24 protein-coding genes are annotated in these 26,771 nt (G+C 58.7%); 12 read left to right on the forward strand and 12 right to left on the reverse strand.

Going from position 1 to position 26,771, the window contains the following annotated elements; genetic code table 11:
- The first annotated feature begins 366 nt into the window (after window positions 1–366).
- From IV01_RS06670 to IV01_RS0125370, 3 genes are all read left to right on the forward strand, one after another.
- Window positions 367–3,360 carry a type III effector HrpK domain-containing protein gene (locus IV01_RS06670; RefSeq protein ID WP_032630320.1) on the forward strand — a complete coding sequence of 998 codons (2,994 nt, stop codon included), beginning with the start codon at window positions 367–369 and terminating at the stop codon, window positions 3,358–3,360.
- A gap of 708 nt (window positions 3,361–4,068) precedes the next feature.
- Window positions 4,069–4,371, forward strand: a complete 303-nt coding sequence (locus IV01_RS27535) for a DUF7693 family protein (protein ID WP_080290362.1) — start codon at window positions 4,069–4,071, stop codon at window positions 4,369–4,371.
- 126 nt (window positions 4,372–4,497) lie between these two features.
- A complete protein-coding gene (locus tag IV01_RS0125370; RefSeq protein ID WP_050507843.1) occupies window positions 4,498–6,219 on the forward strand; it encodes a PAS domain-containing hybrid sensor histidine kinase/response regulator in 1,722 nt (573 codons plus the stop codon).
- 52 nt (window positions 6,220–6,271) lie between these two features.
- On the opposite strand, the gene IV01_RS06665 is transcribed toward IV01_RS0125370, so the two are convergent.
- A complete protein-coding gene (locus IV01_RS06665; RefSeq protein ID WP_032630321.1) occupies window positions 6,272–7,021 on the reverse strand; it encodes a glucose 1-dehydrogenase in 750 nt (249 codons plus the stop codon).
- Between the two features lie 209 nt (window positions 7,022–7,230).
- Here IV01_RS06665 and IV01_RS0125375 point away from each other — a divergent pair, with 209 nt between their 5' ends.
- A complete protein-coding gene (locus IV01_RS0125375; RefSeq protein ID WP_195758807.1) occupies window positions 7,231–8,145 on the forward strand; it encodes an AraC family transcriptional regulator in 915 nt (304 codons plus the stop codon).
- 21 nt (window positions 8,146–8,166) lie between these two features.
- Here IV01_RS0125375 and IV01_RS06660 read toward each other — a convergent pair whose 3' ends face one another.
- On the reverse strand, window positions 8,167–8,664 hold the full coding sequence (locus IV01_RS06660) for an isochorismatase family protein (RefSeq protein ID WP_032630322.1): 498 nt from the start codon (window positions 8,662–8,664) through the stop codon (window positions 8,167–8,169).
- 152 nt (window positions 8,665–8,816) lie between these two features.
- Here IV01_RS06660 and IV01_RS06655 point away from each other — a divergent pair, with 152 nt between their 5' ends.
- The 3 genes from IV01_RS06655 (at window position 8,817) to IV01_RS06650 (ending at window position 10,617) form a co-directional block, all read left to right on the forward strand.
- A complete protein-coding gene (locus IV01_RS06655; protein WP_032630324.1) occupies window positions 8,817–9,374 on the forward strand; it encodes a GNAT family N-acetyltransferase in 558 nt (185 codons plus the stop codon).
- Between the two features lie 217 nt (window positions 9,375–9,591).
- The gene (locus IV01_RS26445) at window positions 9,592–9,753 is read left to right on the forward strand and encodes a DUF2986 domain-containing protein (RefSeq protein WP_080290363.1); all 162 of its coding nucleotides are present in this window, start codon (window positions 9,592–9,594) and stop codon (window positions 9,751–9,753) included.
- A 111-nt stretch (window positions 9,754–9,864) separates the two neighbouring features.
- The gene (locus tag IV01_RS06650) at window positions 9,865–10,617 is read left to right on the forward strand and encodes a substrate-binding periplasmic protein (RefSeq protein ID WP_032630325.1); all 753 of its coding nucleotides are present in this window, start codon (window positions 9,865–9,867) and stop codon (window positions 10,615–10,617) included.
- Between the two features lie 32 nt (window positions 10,618–10,649).
- Here the strand turns inward: IV01_RS06650 and IV01_RS06645 are convergent, their stop codons facing one another.
- The gene (locus IV01_RS06645) at window positions 10,650–11,567 is read right to left on the reverse strand and encodes a LysR family transcriptional regulator (protein WP_032630326.1); all 918 of its coding nucleotides are present in this window, start codon (window positions 11,565–11,567) and stop codon (window positions 10,650–10,652) included.
- Window positions 11,568–11,691: 124 nt separating this feature from the next.
- Between IV01_RS06645 and IV01_RS06640 the strand changes: the two genes are divergently transcribed.
- Window positions 11,692–11,955, forward strand: coding sequence for a DUF2798 domain-containing protein (locus tag IV01_RS06640; RefSeq protein WP_032630327.1), 264 nt, complete (start codon window positions 11,692–11,694; stop codon window positions 11,953–11,955).
- A gap of 399 nt (window positions 11,956–12,354) precedes the next feature.
- On the opposite strand, the gene IV01_RS06635 is transcribed toward IV01_RS06640, so the two are convergent.
- From IV01_RS06635 to IV01_RS06610, 6 genes are all read right to left on the reverse strand, one after another.
- Entirely contained in the window at window positions 12,355–13,551 is a 1,197-nt protein-coding gene (locus IV01_RS06635; protein ID WP_032630328.1) for a CaiB/BaiF CoA transferase family protein, read from the reverse strand.
- A 2-nt stretch (window positions 13,552–13,553) separates the two neighbouring features.
- Window positions 13,554–14,492 (reverse strand): hydroxymethylglutaryl-CoA lyase, encoded by a 939-nt coding sequence (locus tag IV01_RS06630; protein WP_032630329.1) that lies wholly within the window; start codon window positions 14,490–14,492, stop codon window positions 13,554–13,556.
- A 161-nt stretch (window positions 14,493–14,653) separates the two neighbouring features.
- On the reverse strand, window positions 14,654–15,940 hold the full coding sequence (locus tag IV01_RS06625; RefSeq protein WP_032630330.1) for a CitMHS family transporter: 1,287 nt from the start codon (window positions 15,938–15,940) through the stop codon (window positions 14,654–14,656).
- 111 nt (window positions 15,941–16,051) lie between these two features.
- Window positions 16,052–16,750, reverse strand: a complete 699-nt coding sequence (locus IV01_RS06620) for an RraA family protein (protein ID WP_032630331.1) — start codon at window positions 16,748–16,750, stop codon at window positions 16,052–16,054.
- Window positions 16,751–16,763: 13 nt separating this feature from the next.
- The gene (locus IV01_RS06615; RefSeq protein WP_229636142.1) at window positions 16,764–17,792 is read right to left on the reverse strand and encodes a hydroxyacid dehydrogenase; all 1,029 of its coding nucleotides are present in this window, start codon (window positions 17,790–17,792) and stop codon (window positions 16,764–16,766) included.
- A gap of 136 nt (window positions 17,793–17,928) precedes the next feature.
- Window positions 17,929–18,846, reverse strand: coding sequence for a LysR family transcriptional regulator (locus IV01_RS06610; RefSeq protein WP_032630332.1), 918 nt, complete (start codon window positions 18,844–18,846; stop codon window positions 17,929–17,931).
- A gap of 352 nt (window positions 18,847–19,198) precedes the next feature.
- Here IV01_RS06610 and IV01_RS06600 point away from each other — a divergent pair, with 352 nt between their 5' ends.
- Window positions 19,199–19,639 (forward strand): YqaA family protein, encoded by a 441-nt coding sequence (locus tag IV01_RS06600; RefSeq protein WP_032630335.1) that lies wholly within the window; start codon window positions 19,199–19,201, stop codon window positions 19,637–19,639.
- Window positions 19,640–19,655: 16 nt separating this feature from the next.
- Here the strand turns inward: IV01_RS06600 and IV01_RS06595 are convergent, their stop codons facing one another.
- Together IV01_RS06595 and IV01_RS06590 are read right to left on the reverse strand one after the other, a co-directional pair.
- Entirely contained in the window at window positions 19,656–20,351 is a 696-nt protein-coding gene (locus IV01_RS06595) for a tRNA (adenine(22)-N(1))-methyltransferase (RefSeq protein WP_032630336.1), read from the reverse strand.
- A gap of 86 nt (window positions 20,352–20,437) precedes the next feature.
- Window positions 20,438–21,364, reverse strand: coding sequence for a Gfo/Idh/MocA family protein (locus IV01_RS06590; protein ID WP_032630337.1), 927 nt, complete (start codon window positions 21,362–21,364; stop codon window positions 20,438–20,440).
- Between the two features lie 427 nt (window positions 21,365–21,791).
- On the opposite strand from IV01_RS06590, the gene IV01_RS06585 reads away from it, so the two are divergent.
- The 3 genes from IV01_RS06585 (at window position 21,792) to IV01_RS06575 (ending at window position 25,743) form a co-directional block, all read left to right on the forward strand.
- Window positions 21,792–21,977, forward strand: coding sequence for a hypothetical protein (locus IV01_RS06585; protein ID WP_032630338.1), 186 nt, complete (start codon window positions 21,792–21,794; stop codon window positions 21,975–21,977).
- A gap of 63 nt (window positions 21,978–22,040) precedes the next feature.
- Complete coding sequence (locus IV01_RS06580; RefSeq protein ID WP_032630339.1) at window positions 22,041–22,538, forward strand: pilus assembly PilX family protein; 498 nt, start codon at window positions 22,041–22,043, stop codon at window positions 22,536–22,538.
- The gene (locus tag IV01_RS06575) at window positions 22,525–25,743 is read left to right on the forward strand and encodes a pilus assembly protein (protein WP_032630340.1); all 3,219 of its coding nucleotides are present in this window, start codon (window positions 22,525–22,527) and stop codon (window positions 25,741–25,743) included. The genes IV01_RS06580 and IV01_RS06575 overlap by 14 nt, the downstream gene beginning before the upstream one ends.
- A gap of 26 nt (window positions 25,744–25,769) precedes the next feature.
- Here the strand turns inward: IV01_RS06575 and IV01_RS06570 are convergent, their stop codons facing one another.
- Window positions 25,770–26,726, reverse strand: a complete 957-nt coding sequence (locus IV01_RS06570) for a threonine dehydratase (RefSeq protein ID WP_032630341.1) — start codon at window positions 26,724–26,726, stop codon at window positions 25,770–25,772.
- Between the last annotated feature and the right edge of the window lie 45 nt (window positions 26,727–26,771).

Here is a 26,771-nt window from a genome sequence, read left to right on the forward strand (position 1 = left end):
CGGTGGGCCTGAAAGACACGGTTCGCCGCCCCCCGCACTCCCACAGCCAGCTCCTAAAGGCCTGCGTGTTTCAGGCACATCTGAAAAGCCGCAGCGAACGTGATCCAGTCAGCGTTTCCAACCTTTGCGAAGTTCATGGCGGCGCAGAAAACCCGGAGTGTCATCGTAACTTCATCCCCGTGGTTTTCTATGAATGCAGCTTAGAAAGCTCTCAGGGGAACTGCCATTAGTTAGCCACTAGTTAGCCACTAACTGCGACATCTAACGCCCCACTTACGCCAGTTAATCAGTCGTGAGTTTTACGTCGCTGTACGTAATCTCATATAGCCACTGCACTTTCTGTCGAACTTCTAAAAGGAATAGACAATGTCCGTCAAAGCAGTAAGCACTTTAGGCGTCAATACCAAACCAGAAGATCCGAAAGCCGGTGAAGCCTGGGAATTGGCTGTCAAGCAGGCCAAAGACGCGGGCATTGAATGGCAGAGGCCGAAAGACGACACACGCACGGCGCAGGAAATAATTGACGATAGTCCGTTGCTGAAAAATCTTGGCGACCAGAGCGACGTGAAGAAAATGCTTGAAAACCGGGTCGGTCATTTCACCAATGACCCTGATGCCGCGTACCGGGCCACCCAAGTGCTGGAACATATCGAAAAGCTCGACGAGGGTGGCAATCGGGTCGCAGGCAAAGATGTAAACAACGGCCGGGTAGATGGTTTCACCAAGGGCGGCGACGCCAAACATGGCACTGAGGCGGGTCGCCTGCAGGATTTCGGCAAATACGGCTTCTCCAATCTCAAAGGTGAATTGAAGGATCTGTCCAGCGCCAGCAACGACCCACAAGCCCGTGAACAGGCCGAGGCTCTGGGTATCAAATGGGAGCGCCCGGAGAATGATCAGCGATCGGCCCAGGAGATCATTGACGACAATCCCCTGATCAAGAATCTGGGCAATCAAAGCGGCGTGAAGGACATGCTCAAGGAGCAGGTTGGCGATTTCGACACAGACGCCGACGCGGCCTATCGCGCAGGTCAGGTGATGGACCGGATAAGCATGTTCGATGCAACAGGTAAATCGCTGTCCGGTGGCGATGTGTTCAACAGCAGCGTCGATGGCTTCACCAAGAGCGGCGAAGCGAAGCACGGTACTGAAGCAGGCCGCCTGCAGGACTTCGGCAAATACGGCTTTTCGGCGCTGCCCGAGCTGAAAAAAACCGATGAAATCGGCAGTTATAAGGATTATCTGAAAACCAATCCCGACGCCGATGAAGCCTCGAAAACCCTTGCCAGGTACGCGGCGATCCTTGATGACAGCTTCGAAGCGATCAAGGGCAAGACCGGCGCGGGCAAATACCTGACGGCGGACAACCTCACGGAGTACAAGGAGCAGAACACCCAACTGAGTGACGAGGTCAAGCAGGCACTGGACTTCTTCTCCCAGCCAGGCGCCTTCCAGCTTATTGATAACGCCAAGAACCCGCTGGGCAAGGGCCCTGATGGGGATGTCAGCCAAGGCGATATCCAGAGCTGGCTCAAGAGCAGCTCAGTGCCCAAGGACGCTACCTCGGTCACCGCGCTGCTGGCATCGATCGCCGATAACAATCTGCTGGCAAAGGTCGATACATCGGGCTTCAGCAAAGATGTGTTCGAGCATCCCGAGAACTACACCGCGGAACAAAAGGCCGCTGTGCTTCAGGACTTGCAGACAGCACAGCAGTTGATCATTCAAGGCAGTGGCGCTGGGATGTGGAAGGACGACAAGTCGCAGGTCACCATCGCCAACATCGTGCGCAGCCATCCGGACGCGCAAAAGCTACTGGATGATGTCAACGAACACATTGCGATTCTTCAGGACGACAAGGAAGTCGCCAAATATATGAGCGAAAACAGCACCAGTGAGCTGAAAAAACTGGTGGACGACAGCCCGGCGCTGAAACAGGCACTGGAAAAAACCTACCAGGACGAAGTCAAATCCGGCAAGGCCCTCGATAGCTTGTGGGAAGCGAAGTCCAAAGACGGCAAGACCGATCAGCAGCAGATCCTTGCCGAGTTCTTCGCCACCGGGCAAAGCCTGCAGAGCGCCCTGGGTATTCAGGATGTCAGCGAACTCCAAAGCGCGGTGAAGAGCTCATCACACAATCAGGAGCTGCAAGACTTCTATGAGAAGTCACTGGCTTCAGGTGACCGTTTGAACGTGTTGCTCAAGGACCATACGATTGAAGAAGCCACCAGCGCTTTCGGCATGGAAGTGGCGATGTATAACGCCGCGCTGGATCCTGAATTCACGGGTAAATTCGATACCCAGTTGAATGATAATTTCAGCAAAATCGTCCAGGGCAATGCCTTCAAGGATGCCTCGTTCGATGACATCAAGCAGGCCTTCGGCATTAATGGCGGTGATCAACTGGATGAGGCGAAAGTCAAAGCCCTCATCGAGCAGATCAGCAAAGACAGCCCGGAACTGCTGGTCAACGCCGACGGCACCGTCGCGACGCCCGATCAGATACTGGCGACGTTCCGGGGCGATTGGGACCTGCTGCGTCAGGGCACCAAGACCATTGATAGCCTCGGCCTGTTCAGCAAAGATTCGTCGGTCAAGGAAGCTTCGAGCAAAGGCGTTCTGCATGGCGTCAGCGGCCTGTTCATGGCCGGCATCACTATCGCCAAAGGCGCGAAAAACGCGGGCAAGCTCACTGACCGGCAGATCGTCGACATCACAACGGGATCGGTGCAGTCCGCAACGCTGCTGACCGAAGGCGGCATCAAGGGCTACCAGAATTACCTGAAAGAAGTGAAAGGCAAACTCGACGGCGACCTGCTCAACACGGTTGGCTCGCTGCTCGACGATGTCTCGCCGGAAAACGCCGGCCTGCAGAACCAGACCAAACTCCACGAAAAGCTGACCTCCAACCTGAAGAAGCTTGAAGAGGCCGCCAAGGGCGTCGGCGGCATTGCCGGGATCGCCGCGGGGGCTTACGGCATATTCGACGGCGTCCAGTCGATCAGAAAAGGCGACACAGTAGCTGGCGGCTTGAGCATCACCGCCGGTTCGCTGGGCATCATGGCCGGCTTGGCATCAACAGTGGAAGGTGGCCTGGGTCTGCTTGGCGTGAACCTGACCACCCGAGTCATCCCGATGCTCGCGGGAACACTGGGCTTCGCAGCGGCGGGAGTCGCGGCGCTGGCGACGATGATTCCGATGCTGATTGAAGAAGGCAAGCAGGAAACCAGGGTCGGTAACTTTGCCAATATGCTCAGCGAATACCTCACTCACTATGAGATCGACGGGGTCAAGAACGGCGATATCTGGGATATCCCGGATGAAGAATGGCCGGGCCCTGATGAGACCATTGCCTCATGACTCATCGATAACCGCCTCAATCGGAATGCTTTCTGCAGGAGCGCACGAGCAACGCGAGACCGCGATAGCGGTGTATCAGCCAGCACTCCATCGCTGCCTCGCGCTGCTTGTGAGCGCCTGAAGGAGCCAGTTGACCCTCGATGTCGTGGGTACATGCGCGCATCTGCTTCGTTGAAGATGCCGCTCTGCGGGCTAACGCCGGTCTAACGCAAGCGCTTGTCCGCTATGAACGATGACGCGGGTTACCTGTCAATAAGCGTGCTTGAGTAAGCACGAGCAATTGGGGTAAACAGGCAGGCCCGCAAAGCGCTGACTGGTATGCCCACTGGCTTGAGGCTTGCAAAGCACCACTCCAACTGCACCGCCGCGACATAATTCTGACGGTGCAGCATCCAATGAGTGCTCAAGGACGCAGCGATGCGCCGGTTATTATCAGGAGATGTACCGTGTCAACTCTTAGTGAAATCGCAGCGAACCACGCGAAAGCCGCTAAAACGCTGCAAGCTAAATCCGTGATGCTAAGCGGGCTATGCGGCTCAACCGAACAAGCACTCGAAATCCCTCCAGCGCAATCCGCGGAGCAACTTGCTCGACACAACTTCGCTCCGATCAGCGAGAATGTTTCAGGGCAAGTCGCCTGTCATTCATACTGACTTTTGCCGATCTCCCCCTTATTCTGCTGGGCCTTCAGCAGAATAATAACGCTCGATGAAAACCCCCTTAACAGCCCGAGAGGTCTGCCAACTGCTCAGAGATATTGCGCTGGGCACCCGGCTGATAAGCCTTGCCAGCACGGTTGACAGCGGCATCTTGACCGTAGACGCCGATGGCTGGAGACTCGGTCTCTGCACATCCAATGGCGCTTTGGCGTCTTGCGAATCTTGCCACTCACCGGACGGTCGATCCGCGTCCCAGGAGGCGTGGCAAAGCTATGGTACTGATCCGATGGAGCTGCTAAGCACATGGGAGCTTGCCCAAGTGAGTCGTCTGCTCAACGAGCTGGCTTTATAACTCGCCCATCACGACTGGCCTTGCCGGGATACAAACTGACATCAGTCAACGCAGCAGTGAGCGATTTTGCCCGGCGGTATGTGATAATCGGCACCTCATTCGACTTCCCAGCACAGAGCACTGCGCATGTCCTATCGGGCACCCCGGGACCTGGCCCTTGACCTTGCACTTTCTACCCTGCTTGAAACCCAAGTGCACGAGGGACACTACGCCAGCGTCGACGAGGCTCGCCTGGCGGTTCTGCGGATCACCCAGGGCAGCGAGGCCGGCACCCGGGACGTGACTGCCGAGCAGGCCGGCGAGACGGCGCTATACGACTCGATGGACTTCACCCGTCTTGCCCTTTCGGCGGTGAGTGGCGTGGGCGTCTGGACCTACGAAGTGTCCAACGACTGTTTTTACTGCGACGCGGGCATCAGTGAGTTGTATGGCATCGACCCAGTGCAAGCCGCAGCCGGTATCAAGCGTCAGGATTTTCTCGCCAATGTGCACGCCGATGACCTCGCCGCGCTGCGCAATACCATGTCCAACGGGCTGATCAAAAGCGGCGATCTGGAACTCGAATACCGTATTGTCCACCCGGACGGCTCGATCCGCTGGGTGCTTTCCCGTGGTCACACCTATTTCAACGGCGCGGGTGAGCCGGTGCGGCGCACCGGGGTCGGCCTCGACATGACCGCCCAGCGACTGCTGGAACAACAGTTGCGCCAGAGCCAGAAGATGGAAGCAGTCGGGCAATTGACCGGCGGCCTGGCCCACGATTTCAACAACCTCCTGACCGGGATAATGGGCAGCCTGGAAATGTTACGGCTGCGGGTCAGCCAAGGCCGCTTCAGCGAGACGGACCGCTACCTCGATGCGGCTCACAGTGCATCCAACCGTGCTGCAGCCCTGACCCATCGCTTGCTGGCCTTCTCCCGCCGCCAGACCCTGGAGCCCAGCTCCACCGACGTCAATCGCCTGATTGCCGGGATGCTGCAACTGATTCGTAGCACTATCGGCCCGGCCATCCTGGTGCAAGTTCAGAATGCCGCTGACCTCTGGCTGACCCAGGTTGACGCCAACCAGCTGGAAAACGCCCTGCTCAACCTGTGCATCAATGCCCGGGATGCCATGGCCCAGGGCGGCACGCTGACCATTAGTACCGGCAACTGCACGTTACCGGCCATTGCCGCCGCTGAACGCGACTTGCCGGTTGGCGAATACCTGACGCTGAGCGTCAGCGACACGGGCACCGGCATGAGCAGCGATGTCATAGCCCATGCCTTTGACCCGTTCTTCACTACTAAACCCATGGGCGAAGGCACCGGCCTGGGCCTGTCGATGATCTACGGTTTCGTCCGCCAGTCGGGGGGCAGCGTGCAGATTGATTCGCAGCCAGACGTCGGCACCACCATGACGTTGTACCTGCCAAGGTCGCAAGCGGAAACCGCCGCGTCCCATGACGCCCCTGTTCCACTGCCGCCCTCTGCCGCCGGACAAGGCGAGACAGTGCTGGTGATCGACGATGAGCCCGCTGTGCGCATGCTGATCATCGAAGTCCTGGAAGATCTGGGCTACACCGCCCTGCAAGAGGCAGACGGAGCGAGCGGCCTGCAGGTGCTGCAATCGAATCAGCAAATCGATCTGCTGGTTACCGACGTCGGCCTGCCCGGCGGCATCAATGGCCGTCAGGTCGCCGATGCTGGCCGCAGCTTGCGACCCGATCTGAAAGTGTTATTCATCACCGGTTATGTCCACGACGCAACGCTGTGGGAGGAACAACTGGAGCCGGGCATGCACCTGCTGACCAAGCCTTTTTCGATGTCTGAGCTGACACAGCGCATCAAGCGGGTGATCACTGAATGAAGGGGCGGCCGCGCTCTATTGCGCGCAATCTCGCCCGACAACACCGAACAGTCTAGTAACCGACCCCGCGTACGCCGCCCGAAGCGCGAATGGATTCGCCGGTGACCCAATGCGAGTCCTCACAGGCAAGAAACACTGCCAGCGGCGCTATGTCTTCCGGCTCGCCAAAACGGCCCAGCGGCGTCCCGGAAAGGATCTTCTCTCCCAGTTCGCCCGCAAAGTTCCCATGGGTGGCCGGGGTATTGGTGTGCCCGGGCAGGATGGAATTGACCCTGATCCCACGCGCACCCAACTCCCTGGCCAAGGCGAAGGTCAGGGTATCAACCGCCCCCTTGGTTGCTGAGTACGCACTCGACGCCAGGTACGGGTCAGTACTCAGGATCGAGCTGATATTGATGATGCTGCCTTTAGGTCCGAGGAGTTTGACCGCCTCTCGCGCGGCCAGAAGATAGCCCAGCACGTTCAGGTTGAATTGCTTGTGAAAGGCTTCGGTGGTCAGGTCATCGATCATTTCGAATACCGCTACACCCGCATTGTTGACCAACACATCCAAAGCGCCGTATTTGGTTTTAACCGTGTGAAACAGGCGCACGACATCAGCCTCAAGGCTCATGTCAGCCTGTATTGCGAAAGCGCTGCCACCCTGCGCCGTGATCTGAGCAACCACTGCATCCGCATCTGTCTGGCTGGAGGCGTAATTCACGATCACGGTTGCACCCTGCTCGGCCAATGCTCTGGCGATGCCAGCACCGATGCCTTTGGATGCGCCTGTTACAACGGCAATTTTTCCTTCGAGTTTCATAAGCTGATAGTTCTCCGAGCGAAGTGAGGTCTCTACAAAAATTCGGTGCCTGCGGATACCACCGCCAGAGCACAACGAACTGCGTGACTCAGTATTGCGCCCGCAGACGAGCCAGCGTCTGCCGGTTTGTCGCACATCCTTGCCTATTCTTCTCACATGCCTTGCGCCGCCCTGACAACAGGCTCATCGTTCAGCCCATGGATAAAGCAATGACGGAACTGCGCAGCATCGTGATGCGCGCCCAGAACATGTGGACCGATACCGGATTGCCCCGGGTGGCCATGGTCAGGGCGGAGGCGTGTGCGGATCAGGTTTACCAGCCGATGTTGCACCTGGTGCTTCAGGGTCAGAAAACCCTGTCGATTGGTGATGAGGTGTCTCGCTACCCGGCAGGCAGCTACTTTCTGGTGCCGGTCGATGTTCCGGCCACCGGCCAGATTCATCGTAGCGCTGCTGACCTGCCCTATCTGGCGGTCAGCCTCACTCTAGATCCAGAGGTGATCTCGACGCTGTTGCTCAACGAAGGCAAGTCCACAGCAAGCCACAGCGATACGAGCTTTGAAGCGGTGCCTGCACCGACGGAGATGATTGACGCGTGGTTACGGATGATGCGCCTCATGGATCGCCCTCACGAAGCCGCAGTACTGGCCCCTATGATCGAGCGTGAGATTCTGTTTCGCGCCTTGCAGGGACCATTGGCAGGGATACTTCGTGACATTGCCCGCCCGGACGGGCGACTGGCGCAGATTCGGCGGGCAAGCCAGTGGATTCGAGAACACTACACCGAGCCCTTTCGCGTGGAGCCGCTGGCAGTGATGTCGGACATGAGCGTCGCGGCGTTTTATCGGCACTTCAAATCCGTCACCGCCATGACGCCCATTCAGTACCAGAAACGCTTGCGCCTTCTCAGGGCACGCTGGCTGTTGTTGTTCGACACGCTGGATGCCACATCCATTGCTTACACCGTCGGCTATGAAAGCGCCTCGCAGTTCAGCCGCGAGTACGCCCGCCTGTTTGGTCTGCCCCCGGTGCAAGATGCGGCGCGGTTCAAATCGCCGCCACAGATATCAGGCTTACCGCCCACAAAGGACGCGGGAAGAATTCTGCAGCAGACCAGGGCTTGATAGCCGCCACCGGGCTAGCCTCTAGAGCGCTTGCCCAGATCTGGTCTCCAAGCTGGCAATCACCTCAGCGCGGGTCGTGACCTGGCGGAAGTGATGCTTCCAGAGATCAATGCCTAACTGACCCGAACGATCCAGCGATGACCCCACCGTCAGGTCAGTCACCAGCGTCGGGCATAGTCCTGCATCGAACAGCGCAAAACCGGCGGCCAGCACACAGGTTTCGGTCTGCATGCCACACACCAGCACCCGCTCGGCACCCAGCTGCCTGACGTGGTCGATCAACTCGGCCGTCGGCCCGTACCCGTGCTTTATGAACACCTTGTCGGCTTCAACCAGACTCTCGTCCTGCGCCGCAGGGTGCCACCCCAGTTGCTTTTCAAAGGGAGTGACCTGTTCGTCATGGAGTTCGACCGAAGCGATGGTCGGGATCATGGCTGAAAATGCCCGCACACCGTCGACCAGCCACTCAGGCGGACTGAAGGTTTCCTGAACATCAACGATAAGCAACACCTGCTGCATGGACTTCTTCCGGATACAAGCTGAGGGCCGGCAGTATATAGCGGCTGGCGCCAAGTCGCCTGCATCGACAGCTCACCGAGATTCGACAACAGCGTTCGCACTCTGCAAAAGTATCAGAGCCACGCCCTCCCCACGCAAAAGGACCCTGCACCATGGAATGCGCGCCGACCCTGCGGACTTCACGTCTCCTGCTCACGCCTCTGCAACTGACCGATGCGCCCGCCATACAGCAGTTATTTGCCCACTGGGAGGTAGTCCGCTATCTGGACAGCCGTGTGCCCTGGCCTTATCCGGAGGATGGGGCGCTGACGTATGTTCGCGATATCGCACTGCCTGCCATCGCAGCGGGCCATGAATGGCACTGGATGATCCGCCTCGCAGCAGAACCAGCGACCTGCATCGGCAGTATCAGTCTGTATGACCAGCCGGGTAACAATCGAGGCTTCTGGCTTGCGCCGCAATGGCAAGCAAAGGGTTACATGCGGGAAGCCTGTGAGGTCATCAACACCTATTGGTTCGAGACGCTGGCGCGCCCCGTGATGCAAGTGCCCAAGGCAGTGGCTAATCAGTCTTCACGCAACGTCTCCCAACGTGAAGGCATGCGGATGATCGGGACACAGAGTGGTGACTTTGTGTCCGGGCCCATGCTCAAGGAGATATGGGAATTGACCCGGGATGAGTGGATCAGCAAAAAAAATGCCACACGTTAGTCTTCGAAGGGATCGAGCAGGTTTTTTCTCTGGCTCCACCCAGCGCAGGAGCATGGACAGGGTCACTGCGAGTCCGTACTGTGGCGGCTTTTCCAGCCTGGCACCTGAAGCCCCGCCCTGAAACGACCATCAGGCTGCTCAGAAAGCGCCTTCCCAATGGAGTCAGGTCGGGAGATCGGGCTGGATATTTCAACGTGCGTACACACCGGGTAGAAACATGAATCGTCGCAAGAAACTGAACCAGATCCTGAAGGCAAACGCCAAAAAAGCCAGCGCCAAATTGGCCCCTGTCAACAAAGACAGATACATCAGCAAAGCTGACCGGCTGAAAATGGCGGCTGAATCCAGCGAGGATTGCACCACTACCTCGCAGAGCTGAGGGACTTGCCTGCCGGACACGTTTTACCGTCTATGCTTGCCTTGTCCGTCCAATCGGCTCCGCAACCGGAACCGTGTGCTGGAACACCGAACAGCTCGACAGGCAGAAAATGTGAATTACTCGACCGTGACTGTTGCGCTGTTCTGTCTGATGACGGGCCTTTCGGGCCTCTCGGCCGGTGCAGAGCGCTATCAGGTGGTGACCGAGGAGTGGGCGCCCTTCAACTACCTGGAAAACCATCAGATCGCCGGCATGACCACCGAAATCGTCCGGGCCATCATGGCAACTGGTGATGATTTCGAGATAGTGCTGCTGCCCAGCATGCGCGCCTCACACGTCTTGAAGAGCAAACCCAGGACCATTCTGTATTCAATGTTCCGCACCCCGGAGCGCGAGCAATCATTCAAATGGGTCGGGCCGATCGTCGAGGAGTCTATCCATCCGTGGCAGCTGGCGAAGGCGCTACCGGTCAGTTCGCTTGAGCAGTTGATGCACGCCCCGCAGATCACCACCCGCCATGCCGGGCTGCTGCCGGACCTGCTGCGATCAATGGGCTTCAGTAATCTCGACCGCAGTGCGACCGAAAGCCTGCAGCTGTACCGCATGCTACTGGCCGGGCGCACTCGGATCATCATCGGCGACACCGATGCCGGGGTCGCCTACTACAGTCGCCAGTTGGGCATTCCAGACGGTACGCTGCGCCAGATCCCCATCGAGTTGTATCGCTCATCACTCTACATCGCCTTCAGCCCTGACTCCGATGACAGGCTGGTCGCGGCCTGGGCCGATGCTTTAGAGCAACTGCGCGAGTCGGGTGAACTGGCACGCATCAAGCATCGTTATGAGCTGCCTGCGGGGCCGTGAATAAGGGGTGTCTGGCACACCACTGTTCGCATTCAGGCAGTTCCCCGCCCGATCGCACCTTCCAGAAAATCGATAAACGCCCGGGCCTTGGCATTCAATGCAGATCGCTCAGTAACGCATGCGTAGATGTCCATCGGCTCGGACTCCGCAGTCGCTGCGCCGGTTTTGCCTGACTCGAACAGCGGCAACAGTCGGCCACTTTCAATCAGCGGCCCGGCGATGAAGCTTGCGAGACGAGCGATTCCGCCGCCGTTCAACGCAATCTGCGCGAGCATGTCGATGTCATCGCAGACGAATTCCGGGTTGACCTTCGCCTCGCAGCGTTTGCCTTCGACGATAAAATTCCAGGGCAGAAAACGCCCATCGGTGGGGTAGCGAAAAACCAGGCAGGCGTGAGCCTTTAGGTCATCTGGCGTGACCGGAACTCCAGCCCGGTCCAGATAAGCAGAGGATGCGCAGAACACAAACGCAAAGGATGCGATGCGCCGGGCCACCAGCCGATCACTTAACTGGGCGTTGATGCGCAGACTGACGTCGATGTTCTCCAGCCTATGATCCACGCGCCGGTCAGTGCTGATCAGTTCAACATTGATGCCGGGATAAGCCGCTTTGAAAGCGGGCATGAGCGGTGCCAGCACATGGCGACCAAAAGCTGCGGTGGTCGCGACACGCAGCGGCCCCTGAGGCTCCGTGGCTACGGCCGCGACTTGTGAGGCCAGTTCAACTTCACGGGGGATGTGACGCACCTTTTCGAAGTAACGCGCACCGCTTTCGGTCAGCACCATGGTGCGCGTGGTCCGCGATAGCAGGCGCACGCGCAGATGCTTTTCCAGCCGAGAAATACTCTGACTGACCGCAGCGGCGCTCATGCCCATGGCGCGAGCGGCAGCGGCGATGCTGCCAGCTTCCACCACGCGAATGTAGGTATTGATCAAGCCTAGAAGATCCATCGACACCACACACTCTATTCGTTGGATTTACTTAACAATCATTCAATCGACAAGCCTCTACTGAGCTGTCCGGCAAATTGTTAGCTTAACCCCGACAGACACTCAAGATTAAAGAGGCAAGCACATGACCCCGAGTAACACCCAGAGGAATCGGCGAGTTCGCCTCCCTAAACGCGCCACGCCCTACGTGTTCGCCTTGTACATGGCGACGATCATGGCATTTCTGATGTGCTTGGTCATTACCCTGGCTGAGTTTGGGGTGAACGAACATTACATGAGGAATGTGATGAAGGCCTACCAGGTGGCGATGCCTTCGGCATTCATTTGCGTGTTAGTCGTGCGGCCGACGGTCGCCCGGCTCGTGGCATGGACAGTGCACGGGCATTGAGGCCAACGGGCGACCGGATCTGGCAGATGTTCCGCGTTATCGTTCTTCGCGAGCAAGGTGGAGCGCCACCCCGGTCGATCCCACAGAGATCACGGTCGTCCGTTGGAGCCGGGCTTGCCCGCGAACCAGGCGACGCGGTCTATCAGACGTACCGCGTCATCGTTCATCGCGGGCAAGCGCGCTCCTACGGACGAGCGCTGAAACCTGTGGGAGCGGTGCTTGCCCGCGAATCAGACACCGCGGTTTAGCACGCCTACCGCGCCATCGTTCATCGCGAGCAAGGTGGAGCGCCACCCCGGTCGATCCTACAGAGATCTCGGTCGTCCGTTGGAGCCGGGCTTGCCCGCGAACCAGGCGACGCGGAGCACCGCTTCCACAATAGATGTGGTCACCGCATCGCTAGCTTTTAACCACACCGGCAGCGTGCAACGCGCGGATTTCTTGAGGGGTATAACCCAGCTGATCAAGCAGCTCCGAGGAATGACTGCCCAGCTCGGGCACGTTCAAGCGAGCGCCGAAACGCTGGCCATCCATTTCGAACGGCAACATCGGCACTTTGACTTCCGAGCCATCAGGCGCTGTCAACGCCGCCATGCCGCCGGATGCATTCAGGTGAGCATCCTCGAACAAGTCCTCAGGCCGTTGAATCGGCGAAAATGGCAGACCGGCCGCTTCGCAGCGGTCCATGACCTCCACCTTGCTGATACCGGCAAGACACGCTCTGACCAGAGGCAAAATATCGTCACGCGCCTGCACTCGCTGATTGTTCGCGGCCAGTGCGGGGTCTTCGGCCCATTCGCTGAAACCGAATGCTTTACAGAAGCTCTGCCATTGGCCGTCGCTGACCACACCGAGGAACACTTGCTCATCGTCAGCCGTGGTAAATACGTCATAAATTGCCCATGCCGATACGCGATTGGGCATCGGCGCAGCGGCTTTGCCGGTGACCACTTTCTGCATCATGTGCTGTGCGACAAGGAACGCCGAGTTTTCGAACAGACCGGTCTGCACAAACTGGCCCAGCCCTGTGGCGTTGCGCTGGTGCAGCGCAGCGAGAATCGAAATGGCGCTGAACATGCCACCCATAACGTCATTCACCGACGCCCCCGCCCGTAGCGGTCGCCCCACCGGACCGGTCATGTAAGCGAGGCCGGTCATCATCTGCACCACCTCATCCAGCGCAGTGCGCTGATCGTAAGGACCCGGCAGAAAACCTTTCATCGAGCTGTAGATGATCGAGGGTTTGATCGCTTTGACCTGTTCATAACCCAAGGCCAGTTTTTCCATGGCACCGGGGCGGAAGTTCTCGGTGACCACGTCCGCGCTGGCGATGAGTTTGCGCACCGCCCGCATCCCCTCCTCGGTTTTCATGTCCACGGCAAAACTTTTCTTGTTGCGGTTATAGGTCATCCAATAGCCCGCCCCCGAACCTTGAAGACGCCGGGTGTTGTCACCGGCGGGCGCCGGTTCCACTTTGATAACCTCCGCTCCCAAATCGGCCAGCACCAGGCCGCATGTCGGACCCATGACCATGTGCACGAATTCGATCACGCGGATGCCTGCCAGTGGCAAAGCTTTTTCAGCCGTCGATTGCATGTTCATTGATCCTGGCTTGCGTAACGAAAATTCTTGCCGACACCGGCATCAGGAATGAAGCCGTACAACGGTTCCCCCGGCAGACCTTTATGCAACCACTCCCGCGCGGCCACCAACCGGTCAATATCGACGCCGGTGCGCAGGCCCATGGATTCCAGCAGGTAGACCAGATCCTCGGTGACGATGTTGCCCGAGGCACCCGGCGCATAAGGGCAGCCGCCCAGCCCTCCCTGAGAAGCATCAAGAGTGGTCACGCCAGCCTCGAGGGCCGCGACGACATTCGCCAGGCCCTGCCCGCGGGTATTGTGAAAGTGAGCACTGCCAGCGACAGGTCCCAGCTCGTTGCGTAGCCGGGTAAACAACTGACGCACCTGGGTCGGATTGGCGTAGCCCACCGTGTCTGCCAGACCGACTTCGTCAACACCCAGCCCGGCCATGGTCAAGGCCATGCGCAGTACATCGTCGGCCGGCACCACACCTTGCAGCGTGCAGCCAAACACGGTGGACAACCCGGCTTCAATCTGGACATCGGGGTACTGCGCATTACGCAAGGCAACCACGAGGCGAACTTCCTCGATCACCTGTGCGTGGGTCTTGCGGATGTTCGCCAACGAGTGCTGCTCGCTGACTGAAATCGGCAGCGTGATTTTCTGTACGCCCGCCTCAAAAGCAGCCTGGGCACCTTGGAGATTGGGCACCAGCGCGGTAACGAACAGCCCCGGCAGGGTTCGCGCATGAGCGACCAATTGTGCGGCATCAGCCATCTGCGGCAGCAGCTTGGGCGACACGAACGAGCCGATTTCGATCTCACGCAAACCTGACGCCGCCAGCGCCGAAATCCACTGAATCTTCAGCGCCGTCGGCATGGTGCCTTTGACGCTTTGCAGCCCGTCACGGGGACCGACTTCGCTGATCAGAATATCGATGTCGTTGTTGTGCATGGAATGTTCTCCATCAAACATGAATTAACCACCTGAGAAACCGATGCTCTTTGCAGGAGCTCACAAGCACCGCGAGGCCTCCATGGCGACGTGTCAGGCAGATCGCTATCGCTGCCTCGCGATGCTCGTGAGCTCCTACGGGTTGCATCGGTGCAAAGCCCTCAGTGCAATATGGAAAGCGCGCCAATCATCACTGACATCACGAACATCACACCCACCGTACCCAGCGACCATTTGAGAGAAATCCGCTGGTTATTGGCGTAGTCGACATCCAGCAAACCGCACAGCAGGTAAGTCGATGCCACCAGCGGACTCAGCACATGGACCGGCTGCCCGATCAAGCCGGCGACCGCCATTTCCATCGGGCCGATGCCATAGTGGCTGGCGGTGTCGGCCAGGATCGGCAAGATCCCGAAATAGAACGCGTCGTTGGTGAGGACGTAGGTGCCCGGCATGCTGATCAATGCGGTAATCAGCGACATGTACTGCCCCGCCCACTCGGGAATGATGTAGATCAGACTTTCGGAAATGGCCTTGATCATGCCAGTGCCGGTCATGATGCCGACGAAGATCCCGGCGGCAAAAATCAGCAGCGACACCAGCATCACATTGTCCGCGTGGCGGGCGATCAGGGCTTTCTGCTCTTCGATTTTCGGAAAGTTGACCACCGCGCCCAAACCAAACGCGAGCATGAACAGAATCGGCAGCGGCAAGACGCTCATGACCATGCAGGCAATCAGAGTGATGGTCAGCACGGCATTGAATACAAAGCGCCAGTCACCGGGACGGGATTCCTTGAAATGGTCCATGCCCTCGCCTTCGCGCAGCTCGACCACCCCCAGGCGACGCTTCTCCATGCGCCCCAGCAGAAACGCGACAAACACCACCCAGACCACCGCGGCAAGCATCATTGGCAGCATTTCCATGAACAGCTCGGCGATGTCGACATGCATGGCGCTGGCGGCCCTGGAAAACGGCCCGGCCCATGGCAGCATGTTCATCACGCCATTGCTGAGCAGCAACACGGTGGCCATGACTTGCAGACGAATCCCGGTGCGCCGGTAGATCGGCAGCAGCGCCGCAGTGGTGATGATGTAAGTGGTTGCACCGTCACCGTCCAGGCCCACGCAGATACCGAGAATGGCACTGCCGATCACGATTTTCTGCGGATCGCCTTTCACCACTTTGAGGATCATTTTGACCAGCGGGTTGAACAGCCCCGCATCCGTCATCATCGAAAAATAGAGGATGGCAAACGTCAGCATGATCCCCGTGGGTGCGAGCATCTTCACCCCGTCGATCATCATCGGGCCAAGCCCGGAGGCAAACCCGCCGATGCAGGCGAATACCACCGGCACCAGCATCAGCGCCACCAATGGCGACAGGCGCCGGCTCATGACCAGGTACATGAAGCAAGTGATCATCGTATAGCTGAGGATCGTCAGCATGGTTTCCCTCTTTTTTTTAGTTTTATCTGGGTGACTTTTACGGGTGCGGCGCGCCCGCCATCGGCATCAATGGTCAAGAGCGATGAGAAGCAGAGTTTCAGGGGCAAGCGATCAGACGGGTAATCCTCTGGCGCGCAACAGTGCATCGAAGCGCTCCGGGTCAGCGGTGCCCAGACGATTGGTTTCGCGGATCGAAGCTTCGCGTTCAAGGTGGGCCAGCGCTTTGGGCAATAAGGCTGCGACATCGGCTTGAGGCACCGCCAGCACGCCGTCCGCATCGCCGAGCATCAGGTCGCCCGGCATGACACACAGGCCGGCACAGGCAATCGGCACGTTGATCTCACCGGGACCGTCCTTGCTGGGGCCGCGATGGGTATGCCCGGCAGCGAACACCGGCAGGAGGCCTTCGGCCAGTTCTTCCAGGTCGCGAACCGCCCCGTCGATCACAATGCCGCCCAACTGCACGCGCAGGGCGGTGGTGCGCACCAGGCCGCCGATCACCGCCTGGCTGACATCGCCTGCGCCGTCGATCACCAGCACATCACCGGGCTGCACCATCATCAGGGCTTTGTGCACCATCAGGTTGTCGCCGGGTCTGACGCGCAGCGTGAACGCCGGACCGCAGAGCTTGAGCGACAGGTCGCCATGGTAGACGTGCAAGCCCCGGGCACCGATGTTGCGACCCAGACAATCGCCCGCTACGGCCACCGGCACGCTGCGAAAAGCTTCGATCAGTGCTGGGTCAAGCTGGTCGTTGCGTGGATTGATGCGGTAGCCGGTGGGCCAGTCATTGAGAGCCGAAGCGGTCATGGTAAAACTCCAGTCAGAGGGCAAGCTGGGCAGCATTGACGCAAGAGGTCTGCGGCACAGGCTTACCGTTGAGGAAATCCAGAACGTTATTCGCTGCGTCACGGGCCATGGCGGCCAGGGCAGCCGGAGTCGAACCCCCTACATGAGGGGTGAGCACAATGTTGTCGAGGGCGAGCAACGGGCTGTCCGATGGCAGAGGTTCGATGGCCATGGTGTCCAGACCGGCGGCGTACAGCTGGCCGCTGCGCAACGCATCAATCAGCGCTGCTTCGCTCACCACCTCGCCTCGTGCGGTATTGATCAACAGCGCGCCTTGAGGCAGCAGCGCCAATTCAGCGGCACCGATGAGGTCGCGAGTATGCGCGGTGAGTGGCACGTGCAGGCTCAGGACATGGCATTCACCGAGCAGTGTCTGGAGTGAATCCACGGCTACGGCACCGAGCAGATCGCTGTCGGCGCGCAGAAACGGATCGTAGACCCGCACTGACATTCCAAGGGCCTGACAAACCGTCGCGACTTTGCGCGCCACCTGACCAAAACCCACCAGGCCCAATGTGCGGCCGCTCAGCTCCAGGCCATCTTGTGCACGGGACCAGCGCCCGGCGCGGATTTCGCTGTCCATCCAACTGACCTTGCGCGCCGCAGCGAACATCAATGCCAGGGTCATTTCGCAGACCGACTGAGCATTGGCACCGGGGGTGACGTAGACCGGAATTGCCCTTGCGCTGGCCGCCGCAACGTTGATGTTGCTCACGCCTACACCATGCTTGGAAATGACTTTCAAGGTCGGGCAGGCGGCGATTGCCCGCTCACTCAATTCGAACGTGCGCGAGATCACCGCGTCGACAGGCTGGCTGGCCATCAGTTGCTCGATGTCGGCCACTTCTAGGCCCGGGCGGACGAACAATACCCTGCAGTTTTGCTGCTCGAGAATGCTCAGTCCCGCAGGGGCCAGGCGCTCGGCGGTGACGAGAATGGTGTAAGTCATGATGGGCGCCTTATTTTCATTGTTGGCAGCGGTGTTGACGTTGCTCACGGACATCAACCGCTCTGGCACCTATGTTTCACTTATTTCTCGTATAAATCTATTTCTGCTTTTTTATTCAACTATGAATTTTATTGATATAAGTACCCACAGCCTGCCGCAGCTGGGGCAATGGGTAACACTCAGAGAGTATTCAGGCGAGTTCGGAGTGATCGGTATACAGACTGGCGCCTTCGCGCTTGAGCAAATCAACCATATAAGCGGTGGGAGGCGAGATGTAGGCTTCGCGGCGGGTGACCAGGCCGAAGCTGCGCTTCATGGTGGTTTCAGGCAGTGGCACTTCGCGCAGGGTCGCACCGATTTTCCCCACCCCCAGGTTATGCCGAGAAATGAAGCTCAACAGCGGGGTGTGCGCGATCAGCCGAGGCATCATATTGACGGAATTGGTCTGGATCTGGATCTGAGGCATATCCAGTTGATGATTGAAGAATGTATTGTCGATCCAGCGCCGCGTAGCGACCGTAGGTGCGGCCAAGACCCAGCGCCAGTTGCACAAGGCGGCCATGCTGACAGGCTTTTCAAACAGCGGATGGTCAGCGCTGGCGACCACCACCACCTCGTCCTGCAGCAGCGCGAAGGTTTCGAACTCCGCGACATCCACTGCCGACAGTGGGCATATCAGCAAGTCCAACTGGCCGGTGCGCAACGCGTTGAGCAACATATCGTTCTGCCCGGTGATCAACTCCAGCGTCAAGTCCGGTGCTGTCTCCAGCAACAGGGAAACCAGACTCGGCAGCAGGAATTCGGCGGCCGTCGGCCCGCAGCCTAGGCGTACATTGCCCACGGTACCTTTGGCGAAGTCCTGAATTTCCCGCCGGGTTTCCTGCACCCCTTGCCGTAAATGCCGGGCCCGCATCAGCAGCAGTTCTCCGGCAGGCGTCAGACGCATGCGCCGCCCTTCCCTGAAAAACAGTGCGGTGCCTAGGTCCTGTTCCAGACGCTGGATGCTTTTGGACAGCGCTGGCTGGGTACGATGAAGCTTGTCGCCCGCACGCCCCAGATTGCCCAGGTCGGCAATGGTTTCAAAGTAGTAAAGGTCGCGTAAGTCCATCCTGGCGGATTCCATGTGGCGTTGAGCGACCGCCATGATGATGGCTGCGGGGTTGGGATACGAGGGGAAAATCAAAGCGCGCTCTTACGGGCGGAATGCGATCTCTGTGGGAGCGGTGCTTGCCCGCGATACGGGCGACGCGGTTTACCAGGCTTACCGCGTCATCGTCCATCGCGAGCAAGCTCGGCTCCTACAGACGAGCGCCGAACCTGTGGGAGCGGTGCTTGCCCGCGATTTGGGCGACGCGGTTTACCAGTCATACCGCGTCATCGTTCATCGCGAGCAAGCGCGCTCCGACGGACCAGTGGGTCAGGCATAATGCCGCTCCAACTCGAATCTGGCCGATAAATACGTGTTTGAGCTAACCAGCTATCTGGGCCTATTTGTCGCGGCATTCGGCGCCGCAACGCTGCTGCCCCTGCAATCGGAAGCGCTGCTGGTGGGCATGCTGATTTCGCACAACTATTCGATCCTGCTGCTGGTGGTGGTCGCCAGCGCCGGCAACGTGTTGGGTTCGCTGGTGAACTGGTACATCGGCCGCTCAATCGAACATTTCCGGGACAGGCGCTGGTTCCCGCTGAAACAGCACCAATTGGAAAAAGCTCAGGTGACTTACCGTCGGTTCGGGCGCTGGAGCTTACTGGCCAGTTGGGTGCCGGTCATTGGTGATCCCATCACCATGATCGCTGGCATCATGCGTGAGCCACTCTGGAGTTTCCTGATCATCGTGACCTTGGCAAAGATGGCCCGCTATCTGGTGCTGACGGCTTTGACGCTGGGATGGATGGCTTAGGCGGTGTGGATCCGGCTCACTCCAGCAACGCTCTGATCCACCGAGTCTGGCGGGTCACCTCTTGCAGCTTCTCCTCGGGCACCACCTGCAGGGCGCGGGCGAAGTTGTTCAGGGTCTGCTGCTTGTAGCGCAGGATCCGCGTCCATTTGTCGAGAAATGCCGGGCTTCGCACCTGCATCTGCAGCGGGCCGAAGTACAACTGCTCGGGGGTGTACAACACCGACCCGATCCGCTCGGCGACGATGATTTCATAGTGAAAGCGGTTTTCTTTCAGCAGCTCCTCGAAGAGGATGCGATAACCATTTTCCATCAGCCATTGCCGCAGGGGCTGCTCGCCACCGTTGGGTTGCAGGATCAGTCGTTCATCGCCGCTCAATCGCGCTTTACCATCGTCGAGGATGTCACGAATGGTCTCGCCGCCCATGCCGCAGATGCTGATCGCCGTGATCCCGTCAGCCGGCTCTATGGCCATCAGACCATTGGCATGGCGCACACTGATTTGCTGCTCTAGATCGTTCTCGCGCACGGTTCGTTCAGCGGCGTGAAAAGGCGTAATCGCCACCTCCCCCGCCACTGCCGACGTGATGACACCACGGCGCATCAACGCCACGGGCAAGTAACCGTGATCGGAGCCGATATCCGCCAGGCGTGCACCCGCCGGCACATGCGCCGCCACCCGTTCCAGGCGCATAGACAATGTCTGTTGGTTCACTCTCAGCCCCTTTTAATCATCGGGGCGCGATTCTAGGTGTACCGACGGGTTTCAACTACCCCAACCTTGTGGGGGTCAATCATCCTCTAATCGTAAAACGGCTCGACCAAGGTCCGGCTTCCCACGAAGAAACTGTCCGCCACCAGTCGTAACGGCTGCAGGTCCAGATCACTGGCTTTGTCGCCAATCAACTGCTGAAAATGGCGATACACCGCCGCATATTCACCCTCTTGCGAGACCGTCTGGCGCACCTCATCAATGCTCAACACGGCACCGCCGTTGTCCAGGCGCAACACGCCCTCTGCGCAACGAATCTCGATGCTCCAGAGCTCATCATGACCGTGATCAAAATCGAATTCTGCGCGTACATCGAGGCGCTGCGGGTCAGACATTTTGATGGACGCAGCCATAGGTGACTGGCAGTTGTTCGGCACTCGCAAATCCGCTGATTCGACGAACAGCGGCAGCGGCAGCAGATGGGTCACGATGGACAAGGCATTGATGCCAGGATCGAAAACACCCAAGCCACCGGGTTGCCAGATCCACGCCTGGCCCGGATGCCATTTGCGTACGTCTTCCTTCCAGTCGATTTGCACGCTCTGCAGGGTGCGCGTCGACAACCAGTCACGGGCGGCTTCGATGCCGGGGGCGTAGCGTGAATGCCAGGCGAAAAAGCCCGTGACGCCCTGTTGCTGTGCCTGGCTGACCAATGCCATGGCTTCACCCAAGGTCGCGCACGGCGGCTTCTCGACCAGCACGTGTTTGCCGGCAGCGATTGCTTGTTGCACCAGGGCGAATCGACCTTGAGGTGGCGTGCAGAACGCTATCGCATCCACGGGCGGGCCGTTCTCCAGCAACTCACTCAATGACTTGAAATTCTCGACCCCGGCACAGGGTTGCCCTTGGGTCGCTACAGACACCAATACAAACCCGGGATTGGCGTTGATCGCGGGTACGTGCTGATCCTGAGCAATTTTGCCGTAGCCCACCAGACCGAGACGGATCGGTTGCATGCATGACTCCTGTTTTGTATTTATTTTTTGGGAACTAGCGTGAGAAGCAATGCGTCAAGACTACGTATATGCAACGGGGAAGTCATTAAGGGGTAGAGACGTCCGCGAGGAAGCACTCAGTGGGGCGTTTGTATCTTTAAAGGGGTCATGGATCCAAAAAAGCACTCAATGGGGTGACACATGGAGACAATGGTCTACGCTCCAATCAGTTCAGGACGCATTGACTCCCCTAATGTCTTGTTGTCAAGGAGAGACTGTATGAGCCACCGAGCCAATGATTTCGGCCTCGCCGGACGGCCGATGAGAGTTGAGATTGTAACGTCTGGCAGCCGATGCGCTGCCCAGCTCACCCCCTGCCATAGGGGGCTCGAAAACCTTCAGCAGCGCGTCTTCTGCCACGCAAACGTGTCTTTCGGCCGTAGCGATCATGACCGTTGGTCAGGACGCTGGCGCGCGTCACACGACACCCATCACGCACAGCAGGCTTACCCGCCTGTTCTTCCCGCTAATCAAGGCGGCGGTGGCCTGCGCCCCGGTAATACTCATCCTTTTTGATAACGCCGCCCATCACCGGATAGCGATGGGCATCGACGTGGAATTTTCCGGCAGTTGACCGCTACGAACGTTTTAAACGCTTCGCGGAATGGCCTCTGATGGAACACGCGAGGACGATTTTATGCGCCAGACACGAGCGAACTTATATACCCGGCAGCGCGGCATGGTGTTGGTGGTCAGCCTGGTGTTTCTTCTGCTGCTGTCGATGTTGGGTGTTTCTTCGATGCAAAGTGCAGCACTTCAAGAAAAGATGGCCAGCAGCCTCGGCTTTCGTAATCAGTCTTTCCAAATTGCGGAAGCGGTTCTGCGTACCGGAGAGAGCTCGATACTGGCTAATGGTTTTTCCCTGGCGCGTTGCACCTATTGTTTACCGCCGCCTGAATCAACAAGGGTAGTGGCCAGCGGGACTTACAGCGGCGCAGGGGCGAGTTCTGGCCTGCCGTGGATTGCCTCGGGCGGGGGCTTCTATCTGATACAGAATCTGGGACAGACTATGACGCCCGTCGTGCTGCCGTCGGTCTGTTCAGGCGGCGCGACAGTCACGCTTTACCGGGTAACTTCGGTCAGTACTCAAGGCACGTCCAGATCGGTGCTGGAGAGTGTTTATGGGACTTGCTAGGTTGCTGCACCGTGCAATGAAGTTTGTCTACGGCGTGCTGCTTGCCTTGTACTTGATGGCACCGGCTTATGCGTTTACGCCTGCGCCCGCGCCATTGTTGAATTCGTCAGTCGTACCGTCCAACGTCATGCTGCTGATTGATAACTCCCAGAGCATGTACAACATTATCTGGTCGTCCAGTTTCGACGCGTCCGTCACGACCCGGCCTCCAGTACGCTACTACTACACCTGCATAGGCCTATTAGGCATCGTGATTCCATGCCTGACTCCGACCACTATTACCGGGACCGAAACGGTATCTGTGGGAGAGCTTTCGGCACTGAGCCTACTGGGGTTATCGGTAAATTGCCTGGTGGGCGGCGTACCGGTTTATCGAGGCGCTCTTCAATATTGCATGAAGCTGCCTGATCCGGCAGGCGGTGGATTGACCCGCTACACGGCCGATTATTTATCCTGGCTGATCGATACCTTTCCGGTCACGGGTGGCCTGATTGATGTGACGGCTGGGCAAATTCCCACCCAGTACCGTATGGGCGTGGCCAAGTCGGTGGCGACCAGTCTGGTAGCCGCCAATCCCACGCTGCGCATGGGGCTTGCTGCCTACAACGATCCGGTGAACGGCAACCCTGGGCCCGGCGGGCGAATCGTCAGCAATGTGCTCGATCTTTCCCCGGTCACTAAAACCAAATACCAACCCACGGAAGTCACCCAGGCCCAAGCGACTGCCAATATCAAAACCTTGCAAAACTCCATCAATGCATTGGTCCCGTCAGCCAATTCGCCCATGGCTGAAACCTACTACGAAGTGACCCGATATTTTCGAGGCCTCCAGCCCTTCTACAATTCAACTCCCACCCGATACACCAGCCCGATCCAGTATCGCTGCCAGAAAAACTACGGCGTGGTCATTACTGATGGCTTGCCGACGTATGACCGCACCTTCCCCACCAATGATCCTGATGACGTGCTCAATACCTCGCGATCCCTCCCTAATTGGGATTTGAACGCGGCCAACGATGGCACCAACCTCAGCGGTGACGCCGAGGGCAATACGCTTTACCTGGACGATATTGCAAAGTTCGCTTTCGACATCGATATGCGCAAAGCAGCCGAAGGGAATGATCTGTCGGCCAAGAGCTGGGATGACCCCAGCTTCGCTCAACAGAACATGAACACCTACACCATTGGTTTCACCACCAGTAACCAGATGCTGATCGACGCCGCCGACAGTGCTCATGGTCGTGGCAGGTACTACCAGGCCAACGACAGCGCCGGCCTGTCCGGCTCATTGCAGCTCGCACTGAGCAACATTTTCAGTGTCTACGCGGCGGCTGGCTCTGGCACCGGCGGCGGCGCGTCCAACTCCTCGACCTTGACCGCCGGTGCCCGCTACTACCAGTCGTTTTATGACCCCAGCGATTGGCACGGCACGATCAACGCCTTTGATGTCGACGCAACGACGGGCGCATTGAGCGCGGCAAAATGGTCCACCGACACGACGGTTGTCACGGGAGCGACTGCGCCGGTTTTTGAATCCTGGAGCACGGCTACCACGCCCGCCAGGATCACCCTGAATTACTCCAATTTCTCCACGGCACAACAGGCCACTCTCAACACCGGCTTACCAACCGGGGTCACCGGAGCCCAATTAATCAACTGGACCATGGGTACGGCCAGTCCCGGCCTGCGGGCGCGGACCCGGCTGCTCGGGGATATCGTCAACTCCCCCCTGATCGCCGCCCTGCCGACTGACAAGACATCGGTCGATATCGCCGGTAATACCAGTTACAGCAATTACGTAACGACCAAAGCCAGCAACATGACGCCCAGTGTGCTGGTCAATGCCAATGACGGGTTCTTCAACGTGCTGAACGCTGACGGCACACGTCGTTACGCCTACATGCCATCCACCGCACTGCCCGCGCTGGCGAGCATCGCGACTCCCGGCTATGGCTCCGGCATTCATAGATTTACGGTGGATGGCCCGCTCGCAGTGTTTGACGCGCAATTGGGCAACGCCTGGCGCACCATCGCGTTTGGTGGAGTGGGCGCGGGAGGTAAAGCCTATTTCGCGATCAAGCTGTATGAGAGTAATAACACGCCTGTCGCACTGTGGGAGGTAAAGGCACCCGACGTACCGTCTGCTTCAAACCCATTCAACAATCTGGGTTATGCCTACTCCAAGCCAGAAGTGGCTCGCATGGCCGATGGCACCAGTATCGTGGTGCTGGGCAATGGCTACGGCAGCACTACGGGGCGTGCGTCGTTGTTCGTGCTCAATGCCAATACCGGCGCGCTGATCAAAGAGATCCAGACCCCGATGGTGGTCGATGGTGAAACCGACAACGGTCTGTCGTCGGTCAAGTTGAAGGTCAACGCACAGAACATTGTGCAAGCGGCCTATGCGGGCGACCTTAAAGGACGTCTGTGGAAGTTTGATTTGAGCAGTACGGCCGCGACCGGCTGGGCAGTGGCCTTTGGCGGGACCAAGCCATTATTTACAGCTCCAGGTGGCCCGGCTCAGCCCATCACCGTTCAGCCGCTGCTGCTGGACCACCCCATCAACGGCAAAATCGTCTACGTCGGCACGGGCAAGTTCATGGAAGCCACTGACAAGACCACCATCGCCCAGCAAGGGTTTTATGCAATCTGGGATGCAGACGGGGGGGGCGGGGGCATAACGCAGACCAACCTTGCGGTCCAGACCGTCGACATTGGCAGCCTGACCGGAGTCAATGGCAATACCTACTACAAATCATCGACCAACGATGTGGACTGGACCAGCAAAAAAGGCTGGTACCTGTTACTGGCCACCGACGACCCGTTTCTCGGAGAGCGGATCATTTATCCGGCGCAGACCAGCCGGGGCCGGATCATCTTCACCACCGCTGCCGTCACGTCGCTGGATCCTTGTGCCAGCGCCGGGACCGGCACCGGACGTTTGTTCGAGCTGGACGCGATCAAGGGCGGAATGCTCAATTATCGGGTCCTCGACACCACCGGAGACGGCAAAATAACGGCTGCAGACATTACGGTTTCTGCGGTCGCATTTCTCAATGGCATCCCCAGTAATCCGACGATCTTGACGGGGTCCGGCTCGGACCCAGACTTGAAAATCGTGACTGATTCAGCAGCCAACAGATATGGCATGCGCGAAGCGGGTGCCTTTGGCTCTCAGCGAATCATGTGGCGCCAGATCCAGTAGCGCATAAGCACAAGGGGGGCTTTTACTCAGGCAATAACCCGCGCATAGACCGACCTGTCCACATTGCCACCGGACAGAATGACGCCGACCTTGCGGCCCTGCATCGCTTCGCGCTCTTGAATCAGCGCCGCCAGGGGCGCGGCGCCAGCACCTTCGGCGAGGTTGTGGGTGTCGGAATAATAGACGCGCATCGCCTCGCCGATCTGCGCCTCGCTGACCGCTACGATCCGCGCTGCGCCTGCTGTGTAAATGGCTAAGGCTTCGGGAACCGGTTTGCGCACGGCCAGCCCGTCGGCGAAGGTATTTGCCGAGGCGGTCTCGCGCAGCGCGCCCGATTCAAACGATAACTTCGCGGCCATGGCCTCGGTAGACACGACGCCCACCACCTCGGTCTTCAGGCCCAGCGCATCACGGGCGGCGATGACCCCGCAAATGCCGGATCCGCAGCCAATCGGCACGTAGACGGTGTCCAGGTCTGGCGCGGCCGTGAACAGCTCCAAAGCGTAAGTGGCCACGCCCTTGACCAGCTCGGTGTGGAACGGCGGAACCAGATACAACCCATGGACCTGCGCCAGGCGTGCGGCCTCTTCCCTTGCTTCGTCGAAATCCTGGCCAAATTCCACCACTTCCCCACCAAAGCCACGCATGGCGTTGTTCTTTTCTGGCGAGTTGCCTTGCGGCACGACAATCAGTGCCCGCAACCCCAGCGCAGCCGCCGCCAGAGCCACGCTCTGCCCGTGATTGCCCCGAGTGGCGCTGACAATACCTTTCACCTCGGGATGCATGCGCTTGAGCCAGTGCATGAAGGTAATTCCCCCGCGCACTTTGAAAGCCCCGGTCGGCGTGTGATTTTCGTGTTTAACCCACACCGTGCACGCCAGGCGTTCAGCCAGCAAGGGCCAGGCGTATTGCGCGGTGGCCGGCATGACTTGATAGACAAGGCTGGCGGCCTGTTCGATGTCGTCGCGAGTCAGTTTGTGCATGAGTGCCTCCAAAGGTTTTCCCTAGCCTAAAGGGAGGTGCAGTGA

Origin of the sequence: Pseudomonas syringae, assembly GCF_000737245.1 — a bacterium.
Taxonomy (GTDB): domain Bacteria; phylum Pseudomonadota; class Gammaproteobacteria; order Pseudomonadales; family Pseudomonadaceae; genus Aquipseudomonas; species Aquipseudomonas syringae_J.